The 24,787-nt window shown below is 53.8% G+C and carries 30 protein-coding genes and 1 tRNA gene; 10 read left to right on the top strand and 21 right to left on the bottom strand.

Features of this window, described 5'->3' with window-relative positions:
* Nucleotides 1-55: 55 nt before the first annotated feature.
* From atpG to C4885_RS06095, 9 genes are all read right to left on the bottom strand, one after another.
* The gene (atpG, locus tag C4885_RS06135; RefSeq protein ID WP_345784365.1) at nucleotides 56-898 is read right to left on the bottom strand and encodes an ATP synthase F1 subunit gamma; all 843 of its coding nucleotides are present in this window, start codon (nucleotides 896-898) and stop codon (nucleotides 56-58) included.
* 42 nt (nucleotides 899-940) lie between these two features.
* Nucleotides 941-2,464, bottom strand: a complete 1,524-nt coding sequence (gene atpA / locus C4885_RS06130) for a F0F1 ATP synthase subunit alpha (RefSeq protein WP_113999485.1) — start codon at nucleotides 2,462-2,464, stop codon at nucleotides 941-943.
* A gap of 57 nt (nucleotides 2,465-2,521) precedes the next feature.
* Nucleotides 2,522-3,055 (bottom strand): ATP synthase F1 subunit delta, encoded by a 534-nt coding sequence (gene atpH, locus C4885_RS06125; protein ID WP_113999484.1) that lies wholly within the window; start codon nucleotides 3,053-3,055, stop codon nucleotides 2,522-2,524.
* A complete protein-coding gene (atpF, locus tag C4885_RS06120) occupies nucleotides 3,052-3,558 on the bottom strand; it encodes a F0F1 ATP synthase subunit B (RefSeq protein WP_113999483.1) in 507 nt (168 codons plus the stop codon). The genes atpH and atpF overlap by 4 nt, the downstream gene beginning before the upstream one ends.
* 37 nt (nucleotides 3,559-3,595) lie before the next feature.
* Nucleotides 3,596-3,835, bottom strand: a complete 240-nt coding sequence (atpE, locus tag C4885_RS06115; RefSeq protein ID WP_113999482.1) for an ATP synthase F0 subunit C — start codon at nucleotides 3,833-3,835, stop codon at nucleotides 3,596-3,598.
* Between the two features lie 34 nt (nucleotides 3,836-3,869).
* Nucleotides 3,870-4,733 (bottom strand): FoF1 ATP synthase subunit a, encoded by an 864-nt coding sequence (locus C4885_RS06110; protein WP_113999481.1) that lies wholly within the window; start codon nucleotides 4,731-4,733, stop codon nucleotides 3,870-3,872.
* A complete protein-coding gene (locus tag C4885_RS06105) occupies nucleotides 4,730-5,146 on the bottom strand; it encodes an ATP synthase subunit I (RefSeq protein WP_113999480.1) in 417 nt (138 codons plus the stop codon). The genes C4885_RS06110 and C4885_RS06105 overlap by 4 nt, the downstream gene beginning before the upstream one ends.
* Nucleotides 5,147-5,170: 24 nt before the next feature.
* Entirely contained in the window at nucleotides 5,171-5,440 is a 270-nt protein-coding gene (locus C4885_RS06100) for an AtpZ/AtpI family protein (RefSeq protein ID WP_147237782.1), read from the bottom strand.
* Nucleotides 5,441-5,973: 533 nt separating this feature from the next.
* Complete coding sequence (locus tag C4885_RS06095) at nucleotides 5,974-6,252, bottom strand: hypothetical protein (RefSeq protein WP_242979499.1); 279 nt, start codon at nucleotides 6,250-6,252, stop codon at nucleotides 5,974-5,976.
* A 303-nt stretch (nucleotides 6,253-6,555) separates the two neighbouring features.
* Here C4885_RS06095 and C4885_RS06090 point away from each other — a divergent pair, with 303 nt between their 5' ends.
* Nucleotides 6,556-7,956 (top strand): MATE family efflux transporter, encoded by a 1,401-nt coding sequence (locus C4885_RS06090; RefSeq protein ID WP_113999478.1) that lies wholly within the window; start codon nucleotides 6,556-6,558, stop codon nucleotides 7,954-7,956.
* Nucleotides 7,956-8,534 carry an AAA family ATPase gene (locus C4885_RS06085; protein WP_113999477.1) on the top strand — a complete coding sequence of 193 codons (579 nt, stop codon included), beginning with the start codon at nucleotides 7,956-7,958 and terminating at the stop codon, nucleotides 8,532-8,534. The genes C4885_RS06090 and C4885_RS06085 overlap by 1 nt, the downstream gene beginning before the upstream one ends.
* 109 nt (nucleotides 8,535-8,643) lie before the next feature.
* Here C4885_RS06085 and C4885_RS06080 read toward each other — a convergent pair whose 3' ends face one another.
* Nucleotides 8,644-8,895 carry a DUF6061 family protein gene (locus C4885_RS06080; protein ID WP_113999476.1) on the bottom strand — a complete coding sequence of 84 codons (252 nt, stop codon included), beginning with the start codon at nucleotides 8,893-8,895 and terminating at the stop codon, nucleotides 8,644-8,646.
* A gap of 135 nt (nucleotides 8,896-9,030) precedes the next feature.
* Here C4885_RS06080 and C4885_RS16270 point away from each other — a divergent pair, with 135 nt between their 5' ends.
* Nucleotides 9,031-9,249, top strand: a complete 219-nt coding sequence (locus tag C4885_RS16270; RefSeq protein WP_199488085.1) for a hypothetical protein — start codon at nucleotides 9,031-9,033, stop codon at nucleotides 9,247-9,249.
* A 118-nt stretch (nucleotides 9,250-9,367) separates the two neighbouring features.
* On the opposite strand, the gene C4885_RS06070 is transcribed toward C4885_RS16270, so the two are convergent.
* From C4885_RS06070 to C4885_RS06060, 3 genes are all read right to left on the bottom strand, one after another.
* Nucleotides 9,368-9,454: transfer RNA gene (locus C4885_RS06070), tRNA-Leu, on the bottom strand.
* Between the two features lie 194 nt (nucleotides 9,455-9,648).
* Entirely contained in the window at nucleotides 9,649-10,131 is a 483-nt protein-coding gene (locus tag C4885_RS06065; protein ID WP_113999474.1) for a gamma-glutamylcyclotransferase family protein, read from the bottom strand.
* 282 nt (nucleotides 10,132-10,413) lie between these two features.
* Nucleotides 10,414-11,037 carry a glycerol-3-phosphate acyltransferase gene (locus C4885_RS06060; RefSeq protein ID WP_242979498.1) on the bottom strand — a complete coding sequence of 208 codons (624 nt, stop codon included), beginning with the start codon at nucleotides 11,035-11,037 and terminating at the stop codon, nucleotides 10,414-10,416.
* A gap of 92 nt (nucleotides 11,038-11,129) precedes the next feature.
* On the opposite strand from C4885_RS06060, the gene C4885_RS06055 reads away from it, so the two are divergent.
* Together C4885_RS06055 and C4885_RS06050 are read left to right on the top strand one after the other, a co-directional pair.
* The gene (locus C4885_RS06055; RefSeq protein ID WP_113999473.1) at nucleotides 11,130-11,705 is read left to right on the top strand and encodes a uracil-DNA glycosylase family protein; all 576 of its coding nucleotides are present in this window, start codon (nucleotides 11,130-11,132) and stop codon (nucleotides 11,703-11,705) included.
* Nucleotides 11,706-11,730: 25 nt separating this feature from the next.
* Nucleotides 11,731-14,124 (top strand): ATP-dependent DNA helicase, encoded by a 2,394-nt coding sequence (locus tag C4885_RS06050; protein ID WP_113999472.1) that lies wholly within the window; start codon nucleotides 11,731-11,733, stop codon nucleotides 14,122-14,124.
* 101 nt (nucleotides 14,125-14,225) lie between these two features.
* On the opposite strand, the gene C4885_RS06045 is transcribed toward C4885_RS06050, so the two are convergent.
* The 5 genes from C4885_RS06045 to C4885_RS06025 form a co-directional block, all read right to left on the bottom strand.
* Nucleotides 14,226-14,576 carry an arsenate reductase family protein gene (locus C4885_RS06045; protein ID WP_113999471.1) on the bottom strand — a complete coding sequence of 117 codons (351 nt, stop codon included), beginning with the start codon at nucleotides 14,574-14,576 and terminating at the stop codon, nucleotides 14,226-14,228.
* Between the two features lie 16 nt (nucleotides 14,577-14,592).
* Nucleotides 14,593-15,597 (bottom strand): alpha/beta hydrolase, encoded by a 1,005-nt coding sequence (locus C4885_RS06040; RefSeq protein WP_113999470.1) that lies wholly within the window; start codon nucleotides 15,595-15,597, stop codon nucleotides 14,593-14,595.
* A 115-nt stretch (nucleotides 15,598-15,712) separates the two neighbouring features.
* On the bottom strand, nucleotides 15,713-16,501 hold the full coding sequence (locus C4885_RS06035; protein WP_242979497.1) for a YoaK family protein: 789 nt from the start codon (nucleotides 16,499-16,501) through the stop codon (nucleotides 15,713-15,715).
* A 123-nt stretch (nucleotides 16,502-16,624) separates the two neighbouring features.
* The gene (locus C4885_RS06030; RefSeq protein ID WP_113999468.1) at nucleotides 16,625-17,137 is read right to left on the bottom strand and encodes a cob(I)yrinic acid a,c-diamide adenosyltransferase; all 513 of its coding nucleotides are present in this window, start codon (nucleotides 17,135-17,137) and stop codon (nucleotides 16,625-16,627) included.
* A complete protein-coding gene (locus C4885_RS06025) occupies nucleotides 17,134-17,745 on the bottom strand; it encodes a histidine phosphatase family protein (RefSeq protein WP_113999467.1) in 612 nt (203 codons plus the stop codon). The genes C4885_RS06030 and C4885_RS06025 overlap by 4 nt, the downstream gene beginning before the upstream one ends.
* 244 nt (nucleotides 17,746-17,989) lie before the next feature.
* On the opposite strand from C4885_RS06025, the gene C4885_RS06020 reads away from it, so the two are divergent.
* Complete coding sequence (locus C4885_RS06020; RefSeq protein ID WP_158538820.1) at nucleotides 17,990-18,676, top strand: DUF421 domain-containing protein; 687 nt, start codon at nucleotides 17,990-17,992, stop codon at nucleotides 18,674-18,676.
* A gap of 355 nt (nucleotides 18,677-19,031) precedes the next feature.
* Here C4885_RS06020 and C4885_RS06015 read toward each other — a convergent pair whose 3' ends face one another.
* Both C4885_RS06015 and C4885_RS06010 read right to left on the bottom strand, forming a co-directional pair.
* Nucleotides 19,032-19,568 (bottom strand): NADH peroxidase, encoded by a 537-nt coding sequence (locus tag C4885_RS06015; RefSeq protein WP_113999465.1) that lies wholly within the window; start codon nucleotides 19,566-19,568, stop codon nucleotides 19,032-19,034.
* Between the two features lie 165 nt (nucleotides 19,569-19,733).
* Nucleotides 19,734-20,273, bottom strand: a complete 540-nt coding sequence (locus C4885_RS06010) for a Gx transporter family protein (protein WP_242979496.1) — start codon at nucleotides 20,271-20,273, stop codon at nucleotides 19,734-19,736.
* Nucleotides 20,274-20,541: 268 nt separating this feature from the next.
* On the opposite strand from C4885_RS06010, the gene C4885_RS06005 reads away from it, so the two are divergent.
* From C4885_RS06005 to C4885_RS05990, 4 genes are all read left to right on the top strand, one after another.
* On the top strand, nucleotides 20,542-21,105 hold the full coding sequence (locus tag C4885_RS06005; protein ID WP_113999464.1) for a DUF4358 domain-containing protein: 564 nt from the start codon (nucleotides 20,542-20,544) through the stop codon (nucleotides 21,103-21,105).
* A gap of 103 nt (nucleotides 21,106-21,208) precedes the next feature.
* Nucleotides 21,209-22,606 carry an MBOAT family protein gene (locus C4885_RS06000; protein ID WP_113999463.1) on the top strand — a complete coding sequence of 466 codons (1,398 nt, stop codon included), beginning with the start codon at nucleotides 21,209-21,211 and terminating at the stop codon, nucleotides 22,604-22,606.
* 16 nt (nucleotides 22,607-22,622) lie between these two features.
* Nucleotides 22,623-23,804, top strand: coding sequence for a DHHW family protein (locus tag C4885_RS05995; RefSeq protein ID WP_113999462.1), 1,182 nt, complete (start codon nucleotides 22,623-22,625; stop codon nucleotides 23,802-23,804).
* A gap of 150 nt (nucleotides 23,805-23,954) precedes the next feature.
* Entirely contained in the window at nucleotides 23,955-24,608 is a 654-nt protein-coding gene (locus tag C4885_RS05990; protein ID WP_199488084.1) for a cupin domain-containing protein, read from the top strand.
* On the opposite strand, the gene C4885_RS16720 is transcribed toward C4885_RS05990, so the two are convergent.
* On the bottom strand, nucleotides 24,577-24,787 hold a 211-nt coding region (locus C4885_RS16720), incomplete at its 5' end, for a hypothetical protein (protein ID WP_207657582.1). The genes C4885_RS05990 and C4885_RS16720 overlap by 32 nt on opposite strands.

Below are 24,787 nucleotides of genomic sequence, written 5' to 3'. Positions count from 1 at the left end.
AAGGCATACCTGAAGGCAAAGAAATCGGATAAAATTTCGGCTTTTCTGGTGCGCCCTAGCTTTCAGCATCTGCACCGGCCACTATTTCGGTGATTTCCTGCGTGATTGCTGCCTGACGGGCGCGGTTATAATAAAGGTTCAAATGCTCGATCATTTCGCCAGCGTTCTTGGTGGCAGAGTCCATGGCGGTGCGGCGTGCACCCTGTTCACTGGCAACACTTTCACACAAAGCGCCATACACAACCCCGGCCAAGTATTCCGGGATAATGGCATCAAACACGGCGGCGCTGTCTGGCTCATAGAGCATCAGACTTTGATGCTCGTGGCCCGGCTCCGGCGGTTCGGCATCAAACGGGAGAACCGGCAGAATGATTGCAGTTTGGGTCAGCATGGAAATAAACTGGGTAAAGGCAATGCGAATTTCGTCAAAAGCGCCTTCCAGAAACTTCTGGCACACAAGGCGGGAAATTTCAAAGCAGTCGCTGACCGAAATATCCCCTGCGATGGCAAAAGAATCCGTCAGAATCCGGATCTTGTGGCGCTCAAAGTATTCCACTGCCTTTTTGCCGATGGGCAGCACACAATATTCCCGCCCTTCAGCATCCGCCTCCACGGCTTTTAAGATATTGCTGTTATAGCCGCCCGCAAGGCCGCGATCACCTGCAATTACAATGTACAGGCAGCACTTTTTCTCGCATTTGGCCAGATATGGGCTATTGAACTCAGAATCCGCAGCCGCAATATCAAACAGCGTGGCATAAAGCGTTTCGAAATAGGGACGGCTGTTTTCCACCCGTTCCTTGGCGCGCCGCAGCTTGCTGGACGCTACCAGCTCCATGGCTTTGGTAATCTGCATGGTGCTTTCCACGCTTTTGATGCGCAGCTTGATTTCTTTCATGGAACCAGCCACCGGCAGCACCCCCTTTGGCGTATTTTGTAATTATCCGGCATTTTTGATAAAGTCTGCCGTGAATGCGGCAAGCACATCTTTCATCTGCTGTTCGGTATCCTGCTTCATATCGCCTGTGGTGCGGATGGCTTCCATCACACCGCCAGCGGTTACATTTTCATCAAGGTACTGATACAGCGCGCTTTCGTACGCGGCGATATCCTTTACGGCAATGTCTTTCAGGTAGCCGTGGACTGTTGCATACAAAATGGCAACCTGCTTTTCTACCGGGATTGGGCTGTTGCGGTCCTGCTTCAGGATTTCCACAATGCGCTCGCCCTGTGCCAGACGAGATTTGGTGTCGGCATCCAGGTCGGAGCCAAACTGGGCAAAGCCCTGCAGCTCGCGGTACTGGGAGTAAACCAGTTTTAAGGTACCGGCAACCTTTTTCATCGCCTTGATCTGCGCATTGCCGCCGACACGGGAAACAGAAATGCCGGGGTTGACAGCCGGGCGGATGCCGGAATGGAACAGCTCGGTTTCCAGGAAGATCTGGCCGTCGGTAATGGAGATGACGTTGGTTGGAATATAAGCGGAAACGTCACCAGCCTGCGTTTCAATAATGGGCAGAGCTGTCAGCGAGCCGCCGCCCTTTGCATCGCTCAATTTGGCGGCACGTTCCAACAAACGGCTGTGCAGGTAGAAAACATCGCCGGGGTATGCTTCGCGTCCCGGCGGACGACGAATCAGCAGCGACAGAGCACGGTAGGCAACCGCATGTTTGGAAAGGTCATCATAGATAATAAGCACATGCTTACCCTGATACATAAAGTATTCGCCCATGGCGCAGCCGGCATAAGGCGCAATATACTGCAGGGGCGAAAGCTCCGAAGCTGTGGCGCACACTACAGTGGTGTAAGCCATGGCTCCGTTTTTCTCGAGGTTTTCAACCAGAGAGGCCACAGTAGAACGCTTTTGGCCAATAGCAACATAGATGCAAAGGACATCTTTGCCTTTTTGGTTGATGATCGTATCCGTAGCAATCACGGTCTTACCGGTCTGGCGGTCGCCGATAATCAGCTCACGCTGGCCGCGGCCAATGGGAATCATTGAGTCAATGGCCTTGATGCCGGTCTGCAAAGGCTGCTTGACGGGCTGACGGTCCAGGATGCCGGGTGCCGGGGATTCAATGGCGCGATAGTCGGCAGCATCAATCGGGCCTTTGTCATCAATAGGCTGGCCCAGGGCGTTGACAACGCGGCCAATCAGAGCATCACCGACCGGAACCGACACAACTTTGCCGGTGCGGCGGATGGTACCGCCTTCTTTGATGCCGCTGTCATCGCCAAGCAAAACGATTGATACGCTGTTTTCTTCCAGATTCTGCGCCATACCATAGGTTCCGCTATCAAACTGCACCAGCTCACCGGCCATACAGTTATCAAGGCCGGCGGCGCGGGCAATGCCATCGCCTACCATCGTAACAGTACCGGTCTCCGTCTGCTCAATGGCATTCTGGTAGTATTTGATCTGGGAACGAATAATGCGGGAAATCTGTTCAGGTTCCAGTTGCACTGTTTGGTTCACCACACAATCTATAAAATGAAGGTGGAATCCGGCGGCAGGTGCAAATCAAATCACCACACCGCTGATTTCATTGCGCAGACGTTCCAGCCGGCCCTGCACAGTGCCGTCCAGGCGGGTTCCGCCAAGATCCAGCCGCAGACCGCCCAGAACACTGGGGTCCACTTTTTCCGTCAGGGTAATGGTTTTGCCGGTTACACGCTGCAATTTTTCCTGCAGTCTGCTGCGGGCACTTTCGTCCAGTGCAACAGCAGATACTGCCGTAACTTCCAAAATGTTATGGTCCTGGTTGTATCGGTCACGGTAAGCTCTTGCGCAGGCAGGCAGTTCTGGCAGAATGCCTGCTTCGCACAAAATCTTTAAGAAGTTGACAAGATACGGATGCGCCTGCGCAAACGCCTGATCCAGCAACACACAGCGCTCTTTTTTGGGGACACTGGGCGTCATCAACAAGCGCAGATAGCCGGGCTCCTGCATTGCGTTGACAGCAACATCCAGCTCCGCCAGAATCCGTTCGGTCAGGCCCTCTTCCGCAGCCAGTTCATACAAACTTGTGCCATAACGCTTTCCGGTTTCGGTCATGAGGCATCCCCCACATTCCGGATAAATTCATCGATCAGGGCCTTGTGGTCCGTCTCGTTGATTTCGCGCTCAACTACCTTGCCTGCAATATCAACAGCAATGCCGCCAATTTCATTTTTTAGGTCGTTGACTGCTTTCTTGCGTTCCTGTGCAATATCAGCTTCAGCAACAGCGCGCAGGGCGGCTGCTTCGGCACGGGCCTCGCCAACAATTTCTTCTTCGCGCTTCTGGGCGCGGGCGGTTGCCTCACGCAAAAGCGTATCGCGTTCATCCCGGATGCTTTGCAGGTGCTGCTGGTATTCCTGTTCCAACTCGGCAGCCTTCTGTTTGGCTGCATCCGCATCGGCGTACATGGTATCAATTTCCGCCTGGCGGTCGTCGATCATCTTTTTGACCGGTTTGAACAGGAACTTTTTGAGCACCGCAAAGGTGATCATCATATTGCAGAAAGTGAACAGCGCTGTCCACGGGTCGATGCCAACAAAGCTTTCAAAGCCCGTCACGAGCCATTCCTCCTTTCCTTTTCGGCTATCGTATCCATCAGAAGACGAACAGTAACAACAGGGCGATAACCAGCGAATAAATGCCGGTGGATTCGGTAATGGCGCAGCCAAGGATCATGTTGGTACGCAACAGGTTTGCCATTTCCGGCTGGCGGGCCATGCCTTCCAGCGCTTTGCCAACGGCATTACCTTCGCCAACTGCAGGGCCGATAGCGCCAAACCCCATTGCGATACCTGCACCGATTGCACAGGCGGCTTTTACGATTGCTGTTTCCATACGAGGTATCCTCCTAAATAAATAAAATTTTACGTTAACCTTCTTCAGGCGGCGGGCAGGCATTGCTGACATAAACCATCGTCAACAGGCTGAACACCAGGGCCTGCACCCCACCAGAAAATACATCGAAATAAAGGCTCATGATGCCGGGAATGCCGACTTCCAGATACGGCACCCCTGCCAAGCCCAGCAGGGACAAAATTCCGGTTGTGGCAAACACCGCACCAAAAATTTTGTAAGCCAACTTTTTCTTGCGCACACCCAAAACCAGCAGCGCCACACCACCCAAAAGAATCAAGATTCCGACCGCAATGCTTTTGCCAACCAGGCCCAAAAGAGCGGCGGAAGCCGTTGCCAGAGCGGAATAAACCAGGCTGGTCAGAACGTTGCCGCCCGCAATGTTGCCAAAGTGACGGAATGCCATTGAGATGGGCTGCGCGATTTCGGAAACAAGGTTCATCGGCGTCATAACGACAACCGGTTCAGTAAAGCCTTTCAGCCAACCGAGCACACCGTTTGCTTTAATGGAGCAAGCCCAGCAGATCACGCTTGTCATTAAGGCCCAGGTAACGGTGGTGGAAAGATCCGCTGTGGAAGAGCGGAAAATACCGGTCATTCCGATGTAGGAACCGAAAATGGAAGACAGGAACAATGCCCCGATATAAGGTGTCCAATAGGAATTATGCTTGCCCATGGTGTCTTCTACCATGCCGTACAACATAGTAACACCTTTTTCTACCAGTACCTGGCGGCGGCTGGGACGCTTTTGCAGGTTGCTGCCCAGCACAATACCGGCAATACAAAGCAGCAACATAACCGCAAACGAAGAAACCGTTGTCTGCGTGATGGGTATTCCACCAAACAAAGGGATCGTGAAATAAATCTTAGGCCCGTTCATGGCACTGCATCACCGCCTTTGGAATCTTTGCGGAAGAATTCAATCAGCTTAATGGCAGCCTGTGCAAACAGCAGTGGCAACAATGCTGCCAGCGGATCACAAACTTTGGCATGGAACAGCAGAACATAAATGACTGCCAGAATTGCCGTGCGCACAACGCTGGAACTTTGAATGCTCATGCACGCTTTTACGGAATTATCCCCTGCCGCGGCACGGTCCAACGCGTTAGAAACGGTAATGCTTAATGCCAGAAAGTTGCCTACAGCAATCACAGTGCCCAGCAGGCCACCCAGCAATACCGCTGTGGTAAACCGCCCAACCACTGCATAGATGGCCAGCATAATGGCGGAACAACCGGCGGTTGCCAAAGCCATGCGCCCAACCTGCTGCAGAATGTCCTGATGCTTTTGCATGGATACAGGCTCCTTCCATAACAATTAGTGTTGATTGAACGAGATAGGCGGCGGCTCCTGCTTTTTTTTCGGGGCCCTGCCCTGCCGCTCAATTGTCTTTAATGAACTGCGCAGGCTGCCGATGGCAGCCACCATGCCGAGCGCGAACCCAACCAAGATGACCCAGCCGCCAAGGCCGAATTGTTTGCGTAGCCAGACAGCCCCCAAAAGAAACAGCACCGGCGGAAGCACAACCGATAAACCAAACTGTGTCAGCCAGACAAGGTGCCGTGCGGCATCATAAAGATCCTTCATATGATTTACTGTTCCCATTCTTTCGCTTTGTATCCGCGATGGTTCTAGTATAAACTCTTTCTGCAACAATTTCAACATAAATTTTGCATGCTTTTATATAAATTTTGTAGTCAAATAAGCAAAAAACAGACAATGTTTTTCAAAATTGCAGGTTCCCCCTATGATGGAAGCAAAAAAGCTCTGCCAACAGCAAAGCTTAAAATGTGTATAATAAAAGCGCAATCGAACAAATCCGATATTTTGACCAATTAGAACGGCTATCTTTATCCAATCGGGCATTAAGGCAATACCGCATAATTCTAAGTGCCGATACGGCGAGCGAGGCGCGGCAGATGCCAAGCCAAAAGCGCAGATAATACTGGATGTCTTATCGAGCATTTTGGCAACGCAGATGCCGTGCCGCAGCTGCCGGAGCGGTGCTTAAGCCGCAAGGCGGGAATTGTGCGGTGTTGCCTTAAGTGGCTCGACCGGGATTTTCCCCAAGGCAAGAAGGCGTGTCAGACACGCACCGCCCAGAGAACAGCCATCCGGACTCATTGCTTCTCTTTGAAATTCCGTTGCTTTTTCGACATGATCGCACCTCTTTGATGCGTGCCAAATCGGCTTCCGCCTGCTGTGCCGGGGCACCGGGCGCAGAGCACCTTCTTTTGCCGTGGGGATATAGCTGTGGTCGTGGGAATCCGTAAAATAAGGGCGAAGGGTATTGTGATTTTCGCCGGTTTTCCGCAAAAGCTCTGCAGACCAACGGTTTCGATTTCATGAACCCCAAGTTTCCCATAAACCACGAGCATTCCTGCTTGATACTGTGCCATATTGCTCCTCTTTCATCCAGATGGAACAGCCTGTACAAAACAGTCTTTCCAGCGTACTTTTGCGCTCCACCTTATTGTGCCACGGCTGGGCGACTGGCTTCCAAGGGCATCTTCCACGAAGTTTTCCTCGTGCAATCTGCGCAGAATGCCCAGTACAATTCTTGTGCAAAACTGCCTTTGCAAATTCCCGGCAGGCAGGCTATAATAATTTCGTACAACGAGTAGCACTCATGCGTAAAACCGGTTGCATGAGGGCTGCCCGTTGTTTTTTTGTCCTCAAAATGGAAAGGTAAGGTGAATCCCATGGAAAGTTCCAATCAATTTCTCGGCACGGAACGCATCGGCAAGCTGATGCAAGAGTATGCGATCCCGTGCATTATTTCACTGCTGGTCGGCGCACTGTACAACATCGTGGATCAGATCTTTATTGCAAACGCCAGCTATCTGGGCTCCTACGGCAACGCCGCCAACACCGTCGTGTTCCCCCTGACGATGGTAGCGCTGGCCATTGCCGTGATGATCGGTGACGGCTGCTGCGCCTTCGTCAGCATCAGCCTTGGGCAGAACGAGGTTCCCAGGGCAAAGCGGAGCGTCGGCAATGCGGTGGTGATGTGTCTGGTCAGCAGCATTGTGCTGGCCGCGCTCTATCTGATTTTTGCGGACACCATTCTTGCCATGTTCGGCGGAACGGTGAATGCCGAGACCTACCACCACTCCCAGGAGTATTTCTTTTATATCACGCTGGGCGTGCCGTTTTATATGTTTGGGCAGGCCATGAATCCCATCATCCGTGCCGACGGCAATCCTCGGTTTGCCATGGTGTCCACCCTTGCGGGTGCGGCGCTGAACATCATTCTGGACCCCATCTTCATTTTCGGCTTCCGCTGGGGCATGATGGGCGCAGCGGTGGCTACCGTCATCGGTCAGCTGGTCACGGCAGCGCTGGCAGTGTGGTATCTGCTGCACATGAAGATCATTCGCCCTGAAAAGAGTGACTACCGGCTGAAGGGCTCCATCTGCGGCCGTACCCTGACCCTTGGCATGACCAGCTTTCTGTCTCAGATCAGTCTTGTGGCGGCTATGGCAGCCATCAACAACATGATCCGCAAATACGGCGCACTAGATGCCGTGTTCGGGCAGGAGCAGTACGCCCAGATCCCTATGGCGGTGGTGGGCATCGTGATGAAGTTCTTCCAGATCGTCATCTCCATCGTGGTGGGCATGGCGGCTGGCTGCATCCCCGTGGTGGGCTTCAACATGGGCGCCAAAAAGCCCACCCGTGTGAAGGAGCTGTTCACGAAACTGCTGCTGGCAGAAGCCACCGTGGGTGCCGTTGCACTGGTGCTGGTGGAGCTGCTTCCCCGGCAGCTGATTGCCCTGTTCGGTGCCGCCAACGAGAGCGTTTACTACACCGATTTCGCCGTGAAGTCCTTCCGCGTCTACCTGTGCATGATCATTCTGGCCTGTGTCAACAAGGCGTGCTTCATCTTTTTGCAGGCCATGGGCAAGGCGGCGGAATCCACCGCCCTGTCCATGGTGCGTGAGGTGGTGTTCGGCGTGGGCTTTGCCCTGCTGCTGCCCCGGTTCTTCGGGCTGGACGGCGTGCTGTACTCCATGCCCATGTCGGATATCCTCACATTCCTGATTGCAGGCTATCTGATCTGCAAGACCTACCGTGAACTGAGCACGAAAGGAGAAGTCTAATGGAAAAACGCATCATTACCATCAGCCGCGAGTTTGGCAGCGGCGGCAGAACCATCGGCAAACTGGTGGCAGAGCATCTGGGCATCCGGTGCTACGACGCCGAACTGATCCAGAAACTGGCTGCCGAAAGCGGCTTTGACGAAAACTACGTCAAGGAGGCCGGAGAGTACACTCCCGGCGGCTTCCTCGCCTCTGCCTTCACTGACCGCAGCTTCGGTCCCACTAACGAGGACCTGCTCTGGAAGCTGCAATACCGGATCATCCGGGAGCTGGCAGAAAAAGAGCCCTGCGTCATCGTAGGACGCTGCGCCGATTTTATCCTGCAGGACCGCACCGACTGCCTGAAGGTCTTTGTCCACGCGGACATGAAGTTCCGGGCTGACCGCATCGTGCGGGTCTATGGGGAACGGGAGAAATCGCCCGAAGCCCGACTGAAGGAGAAGGACAAACGCCGTGCTGCCTACTATCGCTTCTACACCGATATGAAATGGGGCGATGCCGCCAACTATCATGTCGCGCTGGACAGCGGGGTAATTGGAATTGAAAAATGTGCCAAAGTCATTGAAAGCCTAGCATAAGCTGTAAATTCCGACACCGTCCCTGAGACAATAGAGCAAAACACCGCCCACCTGAGTTCCGTTACGCAGATGGGCGGTGTTTTTTGTTAATGGCAGTTCTATGGGAAGATCAATCTTCTAACCCATGGCTCCCGGCCACATTTTTCAAGTATTCCTCTGGATTACCATTCAGAATCAAATCTGCATAGCCCAGTGGGTCATTGTAGATAAGGTAGCCCAACTCTGACCGCTGTGCCATGGTCACATCCAGTTCATCCTCGACCACGGTGCAGTCACTGAAGACTTTTCTCCCATCCCGGAGCAGCAATTTCACGCACCCAGTGTCCATGTTAAAATGGCAGGCTCTTTCATCGTACTTCATGTTCGTGGCCTTTCTACCTTACGGCACCTATACAGTTGTGACGTTACCACGGATAAACCGTGTTCCTTACACAGCCGGTCGCTGGTGCGCCGGATATAGGCATACGACCCAGCCGCCGGGACGTTTGCAAACTGGTTGATACAGACCCAGCGGCGGCAGATACAGCGCGCCTTGACCAACGGCCATGAACGCGGCGAGGACGGCAGGCAGCACAAGGCCAGCGCCGACCCGCTGAACCACTGCACAAGCCTTGATCTGCCCCTTGATGTGGAGGACAGCGGCAGTACAACCATGGGCGAACAGCAGGAAGACCCGGCAGCGGCTTTGCCGCCTGGAAGCACGGCGGCAGCGTAGAAGAATGCCTAATTGAGTATCTGGACGCGAAAGGCGCGTACCTGTACGGGGTGTGGTAAACGCTGCGGTACAGCAAAAAGAAAGCACCTAAAAACTTACGTTTCTAGGTGCTTTTCTTTGGTGCGGATGAAGGGATTTGAACCCACACTCTTTTAAGGGAACTAGAACCTGAATCTAGCGCGTCTGCCAGTTCCGCCACATCCGCTTATTTTGTTTTGCCGCCTCACCGGCGACGAGTATTATTATAACCAGCAGTACCACTTTTGTCAACAGATATTTTCATATTTTTTTTAATTTTTTCAAATTTGTTTCGCAAAGCAAGAAACAAAACGGTAGAACGTCGCTTCCCGCTTGCCTATCTTTTGCTTTTGCCTTTTCTTTCACACAAAAGTGTTTCCTTTACTTCGTGTGCGGCTCCGGGCTGCTGTCAATCAGAGCTTGGCGCAGCGGAAGGAAGCTGAAATGAAAGTCATCATACCCGCTCTTGCACTCCTGCAGATAGCGGCGGGAAGGAACACCCAAGGGGTGGCTGGCGGGCAGGGTGTAAAGGATTGCTTCAATATTATGCAGAACTTCCCGTCGCGTAGTGACGTCCCAGACGCACTGTACCTGCATTGTCTGCTTCTGGTAGAAATAAGGAACCCCCGCATAGACATCCAGAGCCTGCTCGTCTTTATCAGAAATCTCATAAACCCCGCAGCCCACCATAGACGGGCACCAGGGCTGCTGAAAATCCGTGGTCAAAAAGCAGCCGTTCTTGGAACCACGGAAGACCAGGCGCACACCGAATAAATATGTATACCCGACCACACGGGCATTGGGGCAACGCTGGCGCATCTGCACCAGGTTGAGATTGGGACCGTAAGCCAAGTAATACTTCATTTTCAGTTTGCCTCCATTTTACAATTCCGTAATAATTATATTGTAATTCTGATATGTCGATAATGCAAGGCACCAAGTTACACAAACTTATTACCTTGGGATTGTTGGGGTTTCTGTTGTTCCGCTGTTTTTATGAGCAATTACGGTATAAATAGTTTAGATTGTGAGATTTCACCTCAAAATCGGACGGCAACGGCATGACTGGATGGTTCTAAGATCATATCGTTTTTTCATGTGTTTACAGCTTTTCAGGCTGGTGAAAATATGCTATGATAAAGTTGTTCATTTTGGATTGCGGCGTTGGAAAAATCGGGGCTCTGTCCCCTGCCGAATCCGCAGCAGGCCGTGGTAGTGGCGGCTGAACATAATGATGGCCAGGGCCAAAGTTAGAATGCCGCTTTCTGGGCCATAGGAAAGCCACGCGGGCAGGATGGCCAGCGCTGGGATCACCACAGCCCCCAACGGCAGGTAGCCGAGCCACAGGACCAGTGCCCCGCCAGCGATGCAGCAAAGCGTGCCCCAAAACGGAAGATACAAAACGAGCCAAACGCAGGTTACCGCAACCCCCTTGCCGCCGCGGAACCTTGCCCATGCGGGATAGTTATGGCCCAGCACTGCGCCAAGCCCGGCATATAAAATCGACGCCTGCCCGATCAGTGGTGCCGTAGCATAATACGCCGCACCGCAGGCAGCAACCGTTTTTAACGTATCACCTGCCAGGGTTAGCAGCCCGGCCCCCTTGCCCAGTTGGGCCATGATATTAGCCATGCCGGGGTTGCCGGTGCCAAGCTGCCGCGCGCTTTTGCCGGAAACAACGCGGGCGACAACTTCTGCCGTAAGAAAACTGCCGAACAGATAACCCAGCAGGATACAGGCCAGCCGGGCGGCCAAGGCGTCTGGATGCATAAATGATAGCTCCTTTTTACCACTGTTTGGGCAGCGGTTGTCTTTTATTATATTATAGTCCCCTGTGCAAGGGGGCAATACGAGGGATATTCATGAATTTTGATGAGCTGAAACAGCAATGCCTGGCGTGCCAGCGCTGCGGATTGTGTGAGACCCGCACCCATGTGGTGTTTGGGCAGGGTGTGCCGGACGCCGAGGTTCTTTTTGTAGGCGAAGGCCCCGGTGCCAACGAGGACGCACAAGGCCTGCCGTTTGTGGGCCGCAGCGGCCAGCTGCTGGACCATTACCTGGAAGCGATTGACCTTGACCGCAGCAAAAATATTTATATTGCCAATATTGTTAAGTGCCGCCCGCCAGAAAACCGCGACCCTGCCCCGGAAGAATCCGCCGCCTGCCTCCCGTGGCTGCGCATGCAGTTCCGGTTGCTGCGCCCAAAAATTGTGGTGTGCTTGGGCCGCATTGCCGCCCAGCAGATGATTGGAAAAGACTTTTCCGTCACGCGGGACCACGGTAAGTTTTTTGATAAGCAGGGCACATTGTTTATGGCAACTCTGCACCCGGCAGCGCTGCTGCGCAACCCAAAAAGCAAAATATCCGCGTTTGAAGATTTTGTAGCCCTGCGCGAGAAAATTGAGCAGGTGTGTGACCATACCTATAACCGCAGCTGACTGCCCCTGACAGGAGGACGAGCCCTTGCAGGAACCTGTATCCCCAATACAAATCACGCTGCCGGTGCGCCAGCTGGTGGAATTCTTGCGCCGGGTTGGCAGCATTGACAACCGCTTTACCGGCTTTGACCGCGCCAATGAGGGCGCACGCATCCACCGCAAATTGCAGCGCGCCGCTGTAAAAGAACATGCCGATTACGCCGCGGAGGTATTTCTTCGCGGTATTTTTGCGTATGAAGAAATTGAATTTACGCTGGAAGGCCGCGCCGATGGCATTTTTACCGCAGCGGACGGTGTTACCGTGGTGGATGAGATCAAGACCACCGTATGCCCGGCGGCAGATATTACCCCGGATTTTGCACCGGAGCACTGGGCACAGGCTATTGTGTATGCAGCAATTTATGCGGCACAGCATGAGTTGGAAGAGATGCGGGTTCAGCTGACCTATTTCCAGGTAGATGAAGAGCTGATTCTGCGGTTTGAGCGGCATTACACCGCGCAGCAGCTGCAGGAGGAAGTGGAAGCCCTGCTGGCGGAATATGCCCCCTGGGCGCGGCGGGCGTTTGAGTGGAAAAAGGCCCGGAACTCGGATTTGCAGGCCATGCAGTTCCCTTTCCCTGCGTATCGCCCCGGGCAGCGTGCGATGGCGGGCGAGGTATACAAAGTGTGCCGGGACGGCGGCCGGCTTTTGTGCCAGGCACCAACCGGGATTGGTAAATCCATGAGCGTGCTGTTCCCTGCCCTGAAATCTATGGGCAATGAGAGTGTGGGACCGATTTTTTATTTAACGGCCCGCGGCACAACCCGTACGGCAGCGGAAAACGCACTGGCTATCCTGCGCGATACCGAGCCGGAACTGCACCTGCGCAGTGTAACGCTGACAGCGAAAGACAAGATCTGCCTGTGTGAGACGCGGGAGTGTACCCCGGAAGCCTGCCCCTATGCCAACGGGTATTATGCCCGCATCAAAGGTGCTCTCTGGGATGTGCTGGATGTCCCCTGCCTGACGGCGGAAACCTTGCAGGAATATGCAGAACGCCACACGGTATGCCCATTTGAGCTGGGGCTGGACAGCAGCCTGTGGAGCGATGTGATTATTGGGGATTACAATTATCTGTTTGATCCGGTTGTACATCTGGTGCGATTTTTTGAATCTGCCGGGGATTATATCTTCCTGGTGGACGAAGCGCACAACCTGCCGGGGCGTGCGCGGGAAATGCACAGTGCTGCCCTGACCAAAACCAGCTTTTATGAAGCGAAGAAGCTGTTGGGCAAAGGCAAAAGCAGCCTGAAAAACGCTCTGACCAAAGTAAATGATGTATTTATTGAATGGCGCCACCGTGCCGAGGAAGAAACTGCCGCCAGAGATGGACGGTTTGGCAAAACATTCTTTCTAAAAGAGCGCAGCGAGGAGTTTGATCACCTGCTGAACCGCCTGTGTGAACCGTTGGAAGCATGGCTGGACGACCACCGAGAACCGGATGAAACCCACACGGCACTGCTGCAGTTGTATTTTGATGTGCGGGCCTGGCTGCGCGTAGCGGATACCTTTGACGATCATTTTGTGCTGCAAATCACGGCATCCGGCAGCGAGGTGCGTGCAGCGCAGCTCTGCCTTGACCCCAGCGCCTTTTTGGCGGATAGTTTTGCCCTGGGGCGCGCCGCGGTGCTGTTCAGTGCAACGCTGGCCCCGGCCAGTTATTATAAGGACCTGTGCGGCGTGCCGGAAGCACGGGCCGTTGCCCTGCGCAGCCCCTTCCCCGCGGGCAATCAGGGACTGTTCTGCATCGGCAATGTCAGCACCCGGTATAAGGACAGGGATGCAAGCCTTGCCATTGTGGCGGAAAGCCTGGCGACGATGGTGCGGGCGCACTGCGGGAATTATCTGGCGTTTTTCCCCAGTTATGCGTATATGGAGCAGGCTTATGCACAGTTCAAGGAGCACTGTCCGGAAATCAACTGCATCAAGCAGGAAAACGCGATGGATGAACAGCAGAAAGCGGCCTTTTTGGCCCAGTTTGTGCCGGGTCCCAGCCAATCCCTGCTTGGCTTTGCCGTGATGGGCGGCGTATTTGGGGAGGGCGTTGACCTGACCGGCGACCGGCTGATTGGTGTAGGCATCGTGGGCCCAGGGCTGCCGCAGGTTGGACCCCGGCAGGAGCAGCTGCGGGACTATTTTGAGCAGACACGCGGTTCCGGCTTTGACTACGCCTACCGTTACCCCGGCATGAACAAGGTGCTGCAAGCTGCCGGGCGTGTGATCCGCACCCCGCGGGACAAAGGCGTGGTGCTGCTGATCGATAACCGCTTTGCCATGCCGGACTACCGCCGCCTGATGCCCCCGCATTGGAGCCACCTGAAAATGATTTATGATACAGAAAAGCTGGAACGGGAACTCTGGCGGTTTTGGGAAGAATAAAAACAAAACAGCACCGCAATCTTTGCCGTGCACATCGTCTTACTTGACTGTGTGTGCAACAAACTGCGGTGCTGTTTTTGCTTTGCTATTTAGAAGGTGGATTATTTCAGGGTGCTGGCCCACTCGTCAGGCTTGAATCCGACAAGGACAAAATCATCCCCGACCACCAAAGGCCGCTTGACAAGCATGCCATCTGTGGCAAGCAGGTGCAGCTGCTCATCCTCGGTCATGGTGGGCAGTTTGTCTTTCAGGGCAAGCGATTTATATTTCAGGCCGCTTGTATTAAAAAAGCGGCGCAGGGGCAGCCCGCTGCGAGCGTACCATTCTTTCAGCTCTTCATAGGTGGGGGGCTGCTCCAGAATATGGCGGTCGGTGTAAGCAATGCCGTTTTCATCCAGCCAGCATTTGGCCTTTTGGCAGGTAGAGCATTTGGGATATTCAATAAACAGCATGATAAGCTCCTTTGGGTTATTCAACCGGGATTTTGGCTAGCTGGGCATCCAGCTGATTCAATGCGCTTTCCGGCAATGCCGCCTGCAGGAAGCCGGAAATTTCGCGCAGGCTGATTCCCTGGGAAAGTGGGTTAGACACAATGGCCTGCCACATATCCCCCAGCACAGCCTGCAGCAGAGCGCTGGCCTGCGGGTTCTTCATCAACCTGCGCACCGGCATATTCAGGCTGAGCGGCCCGGCGGCAAGCTGGGCGGCAAGCTCGGTATCCGGTGCGGTAACGCCCAGGCAGCCCCACAGCTTTTGCAAAAAGTCAACGCTCATCGGCAGCCATTGGGCGGTTGCCGGGTTGACACGGGAAGCTTCCGGCCCGGAGGTACAGGCAGTGGCAAGGGAAATGCCGTGTGCCCCGGTCGGGAAGATGTGTAGCGCAAACGGGATGCTGTGGTCAGCCAAAGCATCTGCAAAAACAAGGCTGTTCTTAACAGGAACCAGCGCGTCCCCCTGGGTAGCAAACAGGAATGTGGGCGGGGTGTCATCATCAACCAGCGCGTGCAGGTCGGGCTCCTGGCGGCCAGCGACGGTCCACATTGCACCCAGCGTTGCGGCATAGCCCAACACAAGGGCGTTGGGGCGCTGTGCCTTGGGCAGCAGTGTGCCCAGCGAAGCAACCAAATGCCCACCGGCAGAAAAGCCAACAGCGGCGATCTGCTGCGGGTCAATTTCCAGCTCCGCGGCGTTGGCGCGCAGGTAATCCATTGCGGCGGCACCATCCTGTAATGCTTTGTCAATCGGGGTGGTTGCATCTGCCGTATAGCGCAGAACAAACGCATTGAACCCCTGTGCCATATAAGCCAGGGCAACCGGTTCGCCCTCACGGTCAGAGCAATACTGGTAGCCGCCGCCGGGCACGACCAGCATAGCCGGGCGGATGGCGGCATTTGGCATTTTGGGGCTTTGGTCCTGCAGATAGCAGGTCAGAACAGCCTGGTTAGGAGCAAGTGTAACGGTGATGATTTTCACGGAAATCCCTCGCTTTCGCGCACATATTTAACATTTGACTGTATTGTAGCATTTGTGCCGGAAAACGACAAGCGAGATTGCGAAAGTTTTGTTCAAATTTTATATATTGTCCATATCACTTGTGATTTAAGGGGTGCAGTTCTTCCTGCTGCTCCTGCAAGGTTTTGCCGATGGTGTGCTCCATGGCTTTTACATCCTGGTGCAAAGCGGCGGCTTCCCGCTGCAGTTCAGGGTTCTCTTCAATGTCTTCACGGATAAACATGAAGCTAAGGCTGACCAGCAACGAAGCACAGCAGAGCCAGATCACACGGTTGCCAAAATGGATGGTCAGCAGACTGCCGGCAGCGGCCCCCACAGCAAACAGTGCAATTACAGCAAAATACTGCATGGCGCGGCGCAATACAGCGCGGTCTTTTGTGTGCAGGCCGGTGTACAGGTACTGCATACCGCTGCGCATGTTGCCAATGCACATGGTGCTGGCATATGCATTGCCGTGCACCTTGCGGAAAGATTGTACCTGCATGGCGCAGACAAAGCTGACCAGCATATTGGCCAGCCAGTCCAGATTGTTGGGGATAAAGCCAACAACAAACAACAGTGCAATCTCAATCAGCAAAATCAGCTGGCGCCAGTGGAATCTCTCCATCAGGTGGTAGCGGTTGCGGATGCCCTCGGCAAAATAGACACCGGCGGCAAAGGCCAGCAGCGGCAAAAGATACCGCAGCGCTTTGGCAAAATCACCCTCGCAAAAATTGGTGGCCATCAGCACGATATTGCCGGTTTGAGCGTTGGCAAAAACCTTGCCGCGGCCCATGTAGGTGTAAGCGTCCTGAAATCCGCCGGACAGGGTTAGAAATACTGTCGTACGGAATGCATCGGACATTTGGCGGCTATGTGTAGCCATGATGATACCCCTCCCCGCCTGCTGTTTGGGCAGGCTGTTTTTCTCTTTTTCTGGTTGTCCTAAATACTTTTAATTTCTTATTGCCTGGTGCGCTTCCCTGTATGGAACTGCGCTGCGGCAAACTTAAAATTCAACGCCTTTTCTTGCCGGAATGCCTTTTTCGTATGGGTGGCGGCGGCAGCACATTTCAGTAATGTAATCTGCGACATCCAGCATCCAGGGGGCCGGGTCGCGGCCGGTCATTGCCAGTTCCTGTCCGGCAGGCTTGTGCAGTACGGCGTTTTGCAGCAACTCTCGGTCCACCATGTTCAGATTCCAAGCGGCGCAGGCTTCGTCCAGAATCAAAAGGTCCGCCGGTTCGGCAAGCGCCCGGCGCAGGTTTTCAGTTTGCAGGGCACGGGTGGCGGCCTTTTCTTCCTCATTCATCTGGAATACAAACTTCTGCCCGGCTTTGCCGCGGTAGAAGGTAGCGCCAAGGGTTTGCAGCGGTTCCAGTTCCCCGGTTGCACCGCCTTTCAAAAATTGCACGATCACCACGCGCCGCCCGCAGCCCAGCGCCCGCACAGCCAGGCCCATGGCAGCTGTGGTTTTGCCCTTGCCGTCACCGTGGTATAAATGAATCAAGCCATTGCTCATAAGGCTGCCTCACTTTGTGTGGCTTTGGTATACTGCACGGTTTCCAACAGCTGCAAGGTGTGGTCTGTTTGCCAGTTGGCGGCATCCAGGCGGTAGCCGCCCGCGTTGGGACCGCACCAGTCGTGATAATCCCGCCGCGGCAGACCGTAACGGGACATAACCGCCATCTGGATGCCGCCGTGCGCTACAATCACCAGCTGCTGTTTGTGCTGCGCAAGGCTTTCTTCCACCAGTTTGGCAAAGGCGGCACAGCTGCGGTTACAAAAATCCTGAATGCGCTCCCCATCCGGGCGGGCAGCAGTCTTGTTGGCTTCCAGCCAGGCAAGGTAGTCGGGGTCGTGCTCAATGTGGATATAATGCCGCCCCTCAAAACTGCCAAAGCACATTTCCCGCAAGTCCTGTACAATGATCTGCGGGCAGCCGGGGAAAAAGATTTCCGCCGTCTGCCGTGCGCGGATGAGCGGGCTGACATAGGCAACATCCGGCATAAACCCGGCCGGGCGCAGCTGGGCGCGGCCCGCGGCGGAAAGCGGGATATCCTGTTGACCCTGGTACCGGTGTTGGGCGTTATATTCTGTCTGCCCATGCCGCAAAAGGTAAATCTGCATGATTTCACATCCTGATATCAATTCTTTATCAAGCTGGCAGTTGCTGCCAATCCCTGCCCGGCTCCGGCGCAGCGGGCCCAAAGCCGCCGAAAGTCGAAGTATACAGGAACAACTTTATTATAACATTTTCCCCTTCCTGTGCAAGCCCCGTTGGTACATTGTGCGTATAATGCACCGCTGGTGGGGCCACAATAAGGTTACCATGCGGGTTGCATGGCAAATGATAAGGGAGCGGATGGGAAAGATGCAGGCAGTGCAGGAAATTATCAATGTGTTTGTTGCCAGTGTGGTTTCGCTGGCGGTACTGTTTATTTTAACGCGGCTGGGCGGCAAACGGCAGATTGCCCAGATGAACTTGTTTGATTATGTCAACAGCATTACCATTGGTTCTATTGCGGCAGAGATGGCCACCAACCTGGAACAATGGTACCGCCCGCTTACCGCCATGATCGTGTATGGTATCGCAGCTTTTGCGGTGCATTACGGCACCTGCAAAAACCGGAACGTCCGCCTTTGGTTGAGCGGACAGGCCATTCCACTGATGGAGAACGGAACGATTTATAAAGCGGAGCTGGACCGCGCCAAAATAGACCTGAATGAATTTTTAGCACAAGCCAGAGTAGCCGGATATTTTGATTTGAATGAAGTGCAGTGTGCCATGCTGGAAACCAGCGGCCAGATCAGCTTTTTACCCAAAAGCTTCAACCGCCCGGTCACCCCGCAGGACCTTGCCATCCAGACAGATCCGGCCAGCAAGTGGTATGACCTGGTGTTGGATGGCAAGCTGATTGAGGAAAACTTGCACACCAGCGGAAAGGACCGCACCTGGTTGAACACCCAGCTTTCCCGCACGGGCATCGGCCAGTTGAGCGAAACGTTTTATGCTGCCTGTGATAATCAGGACAACTTTTTTGCCTGCCGCGGAGAATAAATACAGGGCAACACCGCACAATTCCCGCCTTGCGGCTTAAGCACCGCTCCGGCAGCTGCGGCACGGCATCTGCGTTGCCAAAATGCTCGATAATGTCGGGTTGCGGTACCCGCATCGTGCTTCGGGGGCAAAAGCCCCTCGCACTCTGCGACCGCTGCCCCTGCTTCGGTTCGCTGTTTCCGCCACTGGCGGCGCTCACCTTTGCAGCATCCAGTATTATCTGCGCTTTTGGCTTGGCATCTGCCGCACCTCGCTCGCCATATCGGCACTTAGAATTATGCGGTATTGTCACAGAAAAAATGACAGCAAAAAGGGGCCGGTGTTACCCGACCCCCCTTGCGGTTTAGGAATTCAATTATTTGAAGTAACGGTCCAGCAGACCCTGCATGCCGCGGCCATGGCGGGCTTCGTCCTTTGCCATTTCATGCACGGTGTCATGGATGGCATCCAGATTCAGAGCCTTTGCCTTCTTGGCCAGCTCCATCTTGCCTGCGCAGGCACCAGACTCGGCATCCACACGCATCTGCAGGTTCTTTTTGGTGCTGTCGGTCAGGACTTCGCCCAGCAGTTCTGCGAACTTGGAAGCATGCTCAGCTTCCTCAAAAGCGTAACGCTTCCAAGCTTCGGCGATTTCCGGGTAGCCTTCACGGTCGGCAACGCGGCTCATGGCCAGGTACATGCCAACTTCGCTGCACTCGCCGTTAAAGTTCTCGCGCAGGCCCTGGATGATATCTTCCGGAGCGTCCTTGGCGATACCGACAACATGCTCGGTCACATAGGAATTATCGGTCTTTTCGATGAACTTGGAAGCGGGAGCCTTGCAGACGGGGCAGAAATCGGGGATGGAGCCCTCAGCAATGTAGCCGCAGACAGTGCAAACATACTTTTTCATAAGAAATACCTCCGAATCAAAATAATGGTTTGTTCTTGGTTTTTAGTTTTATGAGCCGCACAAGACGTTCACTTTTTTTTGAACTCGTTCCCTGTGCTATGGTTATATTATAGCCGCAGAAATGTGAAATGTCAACACTTTTTTAAAAAATTTTAAGACGCCATCTTAAAATGTAATTTTGCTTTCCGCTTTGCTCTTCGGCGGAATAATTCTCTTGACAGCGGGAAAAATCAGGCGCGATACCATATAGGTGCAGGAACCAACGATAAGACCCGCTATCAGCAGCATCGGCGCATAGGTGATTGCCATTTTGTCTGAAAGCAGCGCTGCAGCCCCCAGCAGCTGGCCGCAGTTGTGCGCCAGTGCCCCGCTGACCGAAAAAATGTAGCCTGTGATGGTGAATGGCAATGCCAGAAGCAGGCAGAACATAGCCAGGGAAAGCGCGCCCCCGCACAGCGAAAGAAACCCGGCTGTAACGCCGCGGGTAAGCAACGCAAACAACGCCTTGAGCAGCACAAGATAAAGCGCCGAACGGCGGTTCAAAAACAAAACGGCGTACATGACAACAATATTGGAAAGCCCCAGCTTCATGGCGGGCATCAGGCCAAAAAACGGGGTAAGCATGGATTCCAAAAAAGAGAGCGCCATGGAAAGGGCGAACAGCATGCCAAGCAGGGCGGTTTGTCTGGCTTTGTAGTTCTGCAAGGGGGATTCCTCCATTATTTTATAAGTTACATGGATTCTGTATTTCAAAGTGTAAGGTGGCGGGCGGAGTTTGTCAAGCGCCGGTATTTTTGCGCAAAATTGTGGATGTGAAAGTGTGTGAGATTTACCCTGCGGGACTTGAAAAACAGGTGTAAATCGTGTATCCTATATAAGTACATTATTCTGGTGTACTATAGTAGGTGATCTAAATTCCCAGAGGGCCAAAGAGATAAATTTGAACCCCGAACCAACAAAGGAGAACTATATTATGAAAAAATTGATTTCTGCCTTGGCGGCAGCCGTTTTGTTTGCTACCCTGCTGGCTGGCTGCGGCAGCGGCGCTTCTTCCTCTGCCAGTGCTTCTTCGGAAGCCGCCAGCAGCACAGCTTCTGAGGCAGCCAGCACCGATGCTTCCTCCACCGAGGAGGCCACTGCCAGCGTGGATTTGGGCGCCATCGTGACCGCCATTGAGGCTGTGAACGAAGTGCCCAATGCCCGTGCCATCGATGACTTCTCCATGGAGAACGAGATGAACCTGACCCCGGATAACATTGTTGCTTTCCAGGGTGATGTGACCAACGACCAGGCAGACTGTGCTCTGGTATTCGCCGCCCAAGTCAAAGATGGCACCGCTGACGCCGTGAAAGCTGAACTGGAAGCCTATAAGGAATCAATGAGCAGCACGCTGTATGCTGACTTTGCTGATAAAGTTGCCAAGGCACAGGATGCACGCATTGTGGTAAAAGGCAATGTTGTGGTCATGGTCATTGCCGGTGTGAATGGCCCGGATTATTCCGCAATCGACACCGCCATTGACGGGGCACTTGCCTGATAGCACAAACCGATACCAAACAGGCCGCGCCCCAACAGGCTGCGGCCTTGTTTTTTGGTGGGCTGTTCCCCACACTCCCTGAACCAAGAGAGGAGGAACCGCTGTGAATTTTAACAGCGTTGTCTTTTTATTCTGTTTTATGCCGCTGGCGCTGGGGCTGTATTACCTTGTGCCGGGTAGGGTCAAAAATGCGGTGCTGCTGGTGGAAAGCCTGCTGTTTTTCTGCTGGGGCGGTATTACATGGCTGCCGCTGGCCGTGGGCATGGTTGCCATTAACTATGCGGCGGGGCTTCTGCTTGCCAGCCTGCCCGCCGGGGGCAAGCGAAAAGCCGTGCTGATTGCTGCCATTGTGCTGACGGCAGCGGCGCTGGTCTACTGCAAATACACGAACTTTTTGCTGGATACGCTCAACGTTATCGCTTCCACCGGGTTTGCCAAGCTGAGTTTTTTGGATGTTTTGCCACTGGGCATCAGCTATTATACGTTTAAGCTCATCAGTTATACTGCGGATGTGTATACCGGCAAGGTAAAAGCGGAACGCAGCCCGGTGGTCTTTGCGGTATATGTTCTGATGTACCCGCAGCTGATCGTTGGCCCGATCGTGAAATACCGGGATATGGCGGATGTCCTACACCAGACACAGGGACGCTGCACCCTGCAAAAAGCGCAGGATGGTGCTGAAATGTTTGTGTTCGGCCTTGCCAAAAAGGTGATTTTGGCGGATTCCATTGCGGCACTTTGGCAGGATATCATCGGAACGGGCGGCATTGGGCTGGCGAACGCTTCCCTGCCGCTGGCATGGCTGGGCATTATTGCGTACTCTTTGCAGCTGTACTTTGACTTTGCGGGTTACTCGGAGATGAGCAACGGCCTGAGCCTGATGATGGGCTTTGAATGCCCGGCGAACTTTAACTTGCCGTACATTTCAGGCAGTATTACCGAATTCTGGCGGCGGTGGCACATCAGCCTTTCCGGCTGGTTCCGGGATTACATTTATATCCCGCTGGGCGGCAACCGCTGCAGTGCCGGGCGCCAGATGCTGAACATGCTGGCCGTCTGGGCGCTGACCGGCATCTGGCATGGTGCAAACTGGAACTTTATCTGCTGGGGCCTTTACTATTTCGTGCTGCTTGTCATTGAAAAGAACTTTTTGATGAAGTACCTGAAAAAAGGCAAGGTCTGGCCGCACATTTACACATTGTTCCTGGTGGTACTGGGCTGGGGGCTGTTCACCTGCAACGCCCCCGGTGCACCGCTGGGGCTGCTGCTCAGCCGGTTGTTCATCCCGCAGGGCGGTGTTTCGGCGCTGTATTTCCTGCGCAATTATGCGGTGCTGCTGGTTGTGTGCTGCGTTTGCTCCACCCAACTGCCGGGGCGGTTCTGGCAGTGGTGCAAAGGCAAAGCCCCGCTACGGGCAGCGCTTTGCGGCGTCTGCTTTGTTCTGTGCACGGCGTATGTGGTAGCAGCAACGGGTTCCACCGCACTGTATGCAAACTTTTAAGGGGAGGGATGGCTTTATGGAAAAATATGTTCACCGCAGATCCGACCGTCATCTGCCGCCAGTTTCCCTGATTGTTTTTGCCGCCTTGCTGTGCGGGTTTGCACTGGTCAACCTGTTCTGGCCCAAGCGCGAGAACTCGGAGCTGGAAAACCGCAAACTGGCGCAAATGCCAGTGTTCAGCGTAAAAACTTTGCTGAACGGCAAATGGCAGGATGATTTTTCCACCTATCTGCAGGACCAGGTTGCCCTGCGCGATGGGTGGATCAACCTGGAAAGCGCCGTCAATGCCCTCGCGTTTGGCAAAACGGAGGAAAGCGGCATCCTAAACGGCAAAGATGGCTGGATGTTCACCAAGCTGTTTACCGTCAGTACGGATACTGAGAAGCAGCTGGGGAAAAATATCAGTGCCGTCACAAACTTTGCCCAGCGCTACCCCGGCCGGGTCACTTTTTTGCTGGCACCTTCGGCCAGCGATATCTACCCGGAAATGCTGCCGGCCAATGCCCCCATGGTGGACGAAGATGCCATGCTGGATGACATTTTTGCCCAAGTGCAGGCCAGCGGGGCGGATGTGATCGATATGCGCGACGATTACCGCGCCAATAAGGACCAGTATCTGTACTTTAAGACCGACCACCACTGGACACCGGATGGTGCTTACCGCGCTTACCAGCAGTTCTGCACGCTGAAAAATCTGACGCCGTTTGACTGCAATGTCTATACCAAAATTACCGTCCCCGATTTTTACGGCACGCATTATTCTGCTACGCGGCGCTGGAATGCACAGGCGGACAGTTTCAGCTATTATGATCTGCCCAACCAGATGACGGTTTATAAAGTAAACGGCGAAGCAGATTATGAACCGGTGAAAACCGAGGGCCTGATGAACCTTGCCAAGCTGGATACTCGTGACAAGTATGGCGCTTTTTTGGATGGCAACAACGGTTATTCGGTGATTGAGGGCAACGGGACGGGCAGCATCTTGGTGGTAAAGGACAGCTATGCCAACAGCTTTATCCCCTACCTGACGGCGAATTATGCGAAAATTGGCGTGGTGGATTTCCGCGGGCTGGCCTATGGGTTAGATTCCACGATTGAAAAAGAGGGCTATGACCAAATCTTGATCCTGTATAACTTCCAGACTTTTATTTCTGACAACAAAGTGATTTATCTGGACCGCCCCACAACGCTGAAGTAAAAACGCCGCAGCCCGCCTGCATTTTGCAGGGCATCCAGCTTGTGCCGGGGAAATGTGATTTTGCGGGAACCTGCAGGAATCCATTTTGAACAGGCGGCCAATAGAAATGCCGATGCTTTAGCCTACGAATCTCACTGTGAGGTATACCGCATGGAACACCAACCTTTTACCATTGCGCAAATGCGCCCCATCCGTGATTGTATGACAGTCTCCCGCCCGGCAAACCTTGGCAAAGAGGTGCCGGTCACCTGGTTTTCCCTTGGGGCGGGTACTACCATTACGCCGGAAAGCTATGACTGTACGACCCTGTATGTGGGTGCTATGGGCAACGGCCGCTTTATCTTAGGCGAAGATAGCCGGGCAGTTCCCTTTGCGGGGGATGATTTTCTGGCTGTTCCGCCCAAAACACTGTGTGGAACCAGCACGGATATCGGTATGATCTATACTGAAATTATTTTGAAAAAGGAGAATACTATCCTGAACAACATCATCAAAGCTGGCCAGCCCACAGCCCTGAAAGACCTGATTTCTTACGAAGAGGTCAGCATTGCCAATGTTGACCTTGTCCACGCAGACAACATGAAGTTTGTGCTGATGGCATTCGATGCGGGCACCAGCCTGCCCCCACACCGCGCCCCCGGCAACGCCATCCTGACCGCACTGGAAGGCAAAGCAATCATTGACTATGAGGGTCAGGATTACGAGCTGAACGCAGGCGAAAGTTTCCGCTTTGACAAAAACGGCCTGCACAGCGTTATCCCGCAAGGCAAGTTCAAAATGAGCCTGCTGCTTGTGATTGAGTAAAATCAAACCATAAATCGCATTCCCCCGATGCAGAAGATAACCCTTTTGCATCGGGGGAATTTTTATTGGGAAAGCAGCGTGGAATAGTACGGTTCAGCCCTTTAGGGCAATACCGCATAATTCTAAGTGCCGATACGGCGAGCGAGGTGCGGCAGATGCCAAGCCAAAAGCGCAGATAA

Source organism: Subdoligranulum sp. APC924/74 (genome assembly GCF_003324125.1).
GTDB classification, from domain to species: domain Bacteria; phylum Bacillota; class Clostridia; order Oscillospirales; family Ruminococcaceae; genus Gemmiger; species Gemmiger qucibialis.
This window is presented reverse-complemented; position numbering and strand designations above follow the sequence as displayed.

Bases quoted from the DNA above. Each gene is read 5' to 3' on its own strand.
- C4885_RS06055 (WP_113999473.1), top strand. From the start codon at position 11,130: ATGAATTTTGATGAGCTGAAACAGCAATGCCTGGCGTGCCAGCGCTGC.
- C4885_RS06045 (WP_113999471.1), bottom strand. From the start codon at position 14,576: ATGCTGTTTATTGAATATCCCAAATGCTCTACCTGCCAAAAGGCCAAA.
- C4885_RS06025 (WP_113999467.1), bottom strand. From the start codon at position 17,745: ATGCAGATTTACCTTTTGCGGCATGGGCAGACAGAATATAACGCCCAA.
- C4885_RS06060 (WP_242979498.1), bottom strand. From the start codon at position 11,037: ATGCATCCAGACGCCTTGGCCGCCCGGCTGGCCTGTATCCTGCTGGGT.
- C4885_RS06035 (WP_242979497.1), bottom strand. From the start codon at position 16,501: ATGGCTACACATAGCCGCCAAATGTCCGATGCATTCCGTACGACAGTA.
- C4885_RS05995 (WP_113999462.1), top strand. From the start codon at position 22,623: ATGGAAAAATATGTTCACCGCAGATCCGACCGTCATCTGCCGCCAGTT.
- C4885_RS05990 (WP_199488084.1), top strand. From the start codon at position 23,955: ATGGAACACCAACCTTTTACCATTGCGCAAATGCGCCCCATCCGTGAT.
- C4885_RS06080 (WP_113999476.1), bottom strand. From the start codon at position 8,895: ATGAAGTACGATGAAAGAGCCTGCCATTTTAACATGGACACTGGGTGC.
- C4885_RS06030 (WP_113999468.1), bottom strand. From the start codon at position 17,137: ATGAGCAATGGCTTGATTCATTTATACCACGGTGACGGCAAGGGCAAA.
- C4885_RS06105 (WP_113999480.1), bottom strand. From the start codon at position 5,146: ATGCAAAAGCATCAGGACATTCTGCAGCAGGTTGGGCGCATGGCTTTG.
- atpG (WP_345784365.1), bottom strand. From the start codon at position 898: ATGAAAGAAATCAAGCTGCGCATCAAAAGCGTGGAAAGCACCATGCAG.
- C4885_RS06020 (WP_158538820.1), top strand. From the start codon at position 17,990: ATGCAGGCAGTGCAGGAAATTATCAATGTGTTTGTTGCCAGTGTGGTT.
- atpH (WP_113999484.1), bottom strand. From the start codon at position 3,055: ATGACCGAAACCGGAAAGCGTTATGGCACAAGTTTGTATGAACTGGCT.
- C4885_RS06095 (WP_242979499.1), bottom strand. From the start codon at position 6,252: ATGGCACAGTATCAAGCAGGAATGCTCGTGGTTTATGGGAAACTTGGG.
- C4885_RS06100 (WP_147237782.1), bottom strand. From the start codon at position 5,440: ATGAAGGATCTTTATGATGCCGCACGGCACCTTGTCTGGCTGACACAG.
- atpE (WP_113999482.1), bottom strand. From the start codon at position 3,835: ATGGAAACAGCAATCGTAAAAGCCGCCTGTGCAATCGGTGCAGGTATC.
- C4885_RS06110 (WP_113999481.1), bottom strand. From the start codon at position 4,733: ATGAACGGGCCTAAGATTTATTTCACGATCCCTTTGTTTGGTGGAATA.
- C4885_RS06065 (WP_113999474.1), bottom strand. From the start codon at position 10,131: ATGAAGTATTACTTGGCTTACGGTCCCAATCTCAACCTGGTGCAGATG.
- C4885_RS06090 (WP_113999478.1), top strand. From the start codon at position 6,556: ATGGAAAGTTCCAATCAATTTCTCGGCACGGAACGCATCGGCAAGCTG.
- C4885_RS06015 (WP_113999465.1), bottom strand. From the start codon at position 19,568: ATGAAAAAGTATGTTTGCACTGTCTGCGGCTACATTGCTGAGGGCTCC.
- C4885_RS06085 (WP_113999477.1), top strand. From the start codon at position 7,956: ATGGAAAAACGCATCATTACCATCAGCCGCGAGTTTGGCAGCGGCGGC.
- C4885_RS06005 (WP_113999464.1), top strand. From the start codon at position 20,542: ATGAAAAAATTGATTTCTGCCTTGGCGGCAGCCGTTTTGTTTGCTACC.